Genomic DNA, 3,503 nt, shown 5'->3' with positions numbered 1-3,503 from the left:
GCGCGCAGGCGAGCAGCCCAAGCCGGTACGCGCCAAGCTCGCGCCGATGCTGGGTGAAAACGGCAAACTCAAGGGCGATCTCACCGTCTTCAACTGGGGCGATGGCTCCTGGTGGATCATGGGATCCTACTATCTGCGCCAGCGGCATATGCGCTGGTTCGAGCAACATATGAGCGATGGCGTCACCGTTCGCGACATCTCGGACGCCGTCGTTGGTTTCTCGCTCGCCGGTCCCAATGCGCGAAGGTTGCTTGAGCGCCTCACACATCAGGACGTTTCGCACGAGACCTTTGGCTTTCTTGCCTGCAAGACATTGGATGTCGGACTGGTTCGCGCCAAGGTCGGACGACTGTCGGTCATCGGCGAACTCGGCTACGAGATCCATTGCCAGGCCAATGAACACGCGGGGCTGCGCCGTGCGCTGCTGTCGGCAGGCAAGGATCTTGATGTGACCGAATATGGCTTCGGCGCGGTCAATTCGCTGCGGCTCGAAAAGAGCTTTGGCATCTGGTCACGCGAGTTCACGCAGGACTATACGCCTGATGAGACCGGAATGGGCCGCTGGATCGCTTTCGACAAGGGCGATTTCATCGGCCGCGAGGCGGCTCTGAAGGAACGGCAAGTCGAATCCCGGCGCACGCTGGTGACGCTCGAAATCGACGCGGCGGATGCCGATGCCAGCGGCTACGAACCCATCTGGAACAAAGGCAGGCTCGCCGGCTTCGTCACTTCGGGCGGCTACGGTCACACGGTCGGCAAGAGCCTCGCCATGGCGCTGGTCGAGCGCGAAGCGGCCGATATCGATACGCCGTTGACAACCCACATCGTCGGCGTCGAAAGAGATGCGCGCGTCATCGCTTCGTCGCCATATGATCCACTGGGCAAGGCGATGCGGGCATGACCGATCGAACCGATGACGTCGGTGCGAAAGACCAATCGATGATCCACATTTCTTTCCGAACATCAGGCCTGTCCGGCACGTCATGACCACACGCTATTCCGCCCTGTCGCTGTTCAAGGAGGGCCTGGCTGGCCAGACCGGCTGGCAACCGGCCTGGCGATCGCCCGAGCCGAAGCCGTCCTACGACGCCATCGTCATCGGCGGCGGCGGCCATGGGCTGGCGACGGCCTATTACCTGGCAAAGAATCACAACATCACCAGGGTGGCCGTGCTGGAAAAAGGCTGGATCGGCGGCGGCAACACAGGGCGCAACACCACTGTGGTACGCTCCAACTACTATTATCCCGAAAGTGTCGAACTCTACGGGCTGGCGCACCAGCTCTATGAGGGATTGTCGAAAGACCTGAACTACAACGTCATGCTGTCGCAGCGCGGCATGGTCAATCTGTGCCACTCGACTGCCGAGATGGAGATCGGGGCGCGCACCGTCAACGCCATGCAGATCAACGGCATCGATGCGGAGTTGTTTTCACCTGACGATGTGCGCCGGGTAGCGCCGATCTATAATTTCTCAGCCAATGCACGCTTCCCGGTGTTCGGCGGCATCTGGCAAGGCAGGGCCGGCACGGCGCGCCATGACGCCGTCGCCTGGGGCTATGCGCGGGCGGCGAGCCGGCTCGGCGTCGACATCATCCAGAACTGCGAGATCACCGATTTCATCATCGAGGGCGGCCGCTGTCGCGGCGTCCAGACTTCGCGTGGCGCGATCCGGGCCGAGCGCATCGGCATGGCGGTAGCCGGGCATTCTTCGGTGCTAGCGGCCAAGGCCGGCTTCCGGCTGCCGATCAATTCCTATGCGCTGCAGGCCTGCGTGTCCGAGCCGGTCAAGCCGATCCTCGACACGGTGGTGCTGTCGCCCGGCTGCGGCGTCTATGTCAGCCAGTCGGACAAGGGCGAGATCGTCATCGGCGGCGGCCTCGACCGCATTCCTTCCTATGCGCAGCGCGGCAATCTGCCGACGCTGGAGGGGGTGATCGCCGGCCTTTTGGAGATGTTCCCGATCTTCGGCCTGCTCAAGCTGATGCGGCAATGGGCTGGGATCGTCGATGTCGTGCCGGATTCCTCGCCGATCATCGGCGAATCGCCGCTGCCCGGCCTGTTCCTCAATTGCGGCTGGGGCACGGGCGGCTTCAAGGCCATTCCCGCAGGCGGCACGCTGCTGGCAAACCTGCTGGCATCAGGCAAGCACAACGACATCAGCCGCCCGTTCGACCTCGATCGCTTCGCCAGCGGGCGGCTGATCGACGAAGCGGCCGGCTCCGGCATCGCGCACTGAGACAAAGACCAGAGGCAATCATGCAACTCTTTCCTTGCCCGTTCTGCGGCTCGCGTGACGAAACCGAATTCCACTATGGCGGCGACGCCGGCAATGCCAGGCCGGATTGCGCCGACGTGCCGATCGATCGCTGGGCAAACTATCTCTATCTGCGCACCAATCCGAAAGGCGCGGCGCGCGAGATCTGGGTCCACATGATTTGCGGCGAGTTCTTCGTCATGGAGCGGGACACCGTCACCCACAAGGTGCTGTCTTCGGCCGCTCTCGACGGGGAGCATGCCGCGTGACCGCCTCGCGTCTTGCCACCGGCGGCAGCGCCATCGACCGCTCGCGCCCGATCCGCTTCAGCTTCGAAGGAACCATCGTGCAAGGCTTTGCCGGCGACACCATCGCCTCGGCGCTGCTGGCGGATGACGTCGCGGTCGTCGGCCGCAGCTTCAAATACCACCGGCCGCGCGGCATCTGGGGCGCCGGCGTCGAGGAGCCGAATGCGCTGGTCGATCTCGGCGGCCCGCGGACGATGCCGAACACCCGCGCCACGACCGAGCCGGCGCGCGACGGACTGGTGGCGAAAAGCGTCAACGCCACGCCCAGCGCACTGGCCGACCGCAACGCCTTCCTGGACCGTTTTGCGCGCTTCATCCCGGCCGCGTTCTACTACAAGACCTTCATGTGGCCGGACTGGCACAGGTTCGAGCCGCGCATCCGCGCCATGGCGGGGCTGGGCACGGTCGATGCTGACTGGACCTCGCCCGGCATGGCCGACCAGATCAACCATCATTGCGACGTGCTGGTGGTGGGCGCGGGGCCGGCAGGGCTGGCGGCGGCAAGACTGGCGTCCGGTGCTGGCCTGACCGTCACACTGGTCGACGACCAGCAGAGCCCTGGCGGATCGCTCGGCCATCGTGCCGCGGAGATCGACGGCAAGCCGGCGGCCGTATGGGTCAAGGAGACGATTGCCGAGCTTGCCGCTGGCGGTCACCTCATCCTGCCTTCGACCACCGCCTTCGGCATTTACGACCACAATCTGGTCGGGCTGAATCAACGCCATTTCGACGGCCGGCCGGATACGCTGTGGCGGGTCAGGCCGCGCCAGATCGTGCTGGCGGCCGGCGCCATCGAGCGGCCGCTGCCTTTCGCCAACAACGATCTGCCGGGCATCATGTCGGCGGATGCGGCGTTCGCCTATCTCCGGCGCCACGCTGTGCTGGTCGGCCGCCGCATCATCGTCGCCACCAACAATGACAGCGCCTATGAGGTGGCGGG

At 64.7% G+C, this 3,503-nt stretch carries 4 protein-coding genes; all 4 read left to right on the top strand.

Features of this window, described 5'->3' with window-relative positions; all coding sequences use genetic code 11:
• Positions 1 to 901: aminomethyltransferase family protein (locus tag EN750_RS24170; protein ID WP_145967873.1), on the top strand; the 901-nt coding region annotated here is incomplete at its 5' end.
• 82 nt (positions 902 to 983) lie between these two features.
• Entirely contained in the window at positions 984 to 2,237 is a 1,254-nt protein-coding gene (locus EN750_RS24165) for a sarcosine oxidase subunit beta (protein WP_127397886.1), read from the top strand.
• A gap of 20 nt (positions 2,238 to 2,257) precedes the next feature.
• A complete protein-coding gene (locus tag EN750_RS24160; RefSeq protein WP_127397884.1) occupies positions 2,258 to 2,524 on the top strand; it encodes a sarcosine oxidase subunit delta in 267 nt (88 codons plus the stop codon).
• The coding region (locus tag EN750_RS24155; RefSeq protein ID WP_127397882.1) for a 2Fe-2S iron-sulfur cluster-binding protein at positions 2,521 to 3,503 on the top strand (983 nt) is incomplete at its 3' end. The genes EN750_RS24160 and EN750_RS24155, both read left to right, overlap by 4 nt.

Origin of the sequence: Mesorhizobium sp. M7A.F.Ca.ET.027.03.2.1, from assembly GCF_003999175.1 — a bacterium.
Classification (GTDB): domain Bacteria; phylum Pseudomonadota; class Alphaproteobacteria; order Rhizobiales; family Rhizobiaceae; genus Mesorhizobium.
Note: the sequence above shows the minus strand (reverse complement) of the source record. Positions and strands in the feature narration are given on the sequence as shown.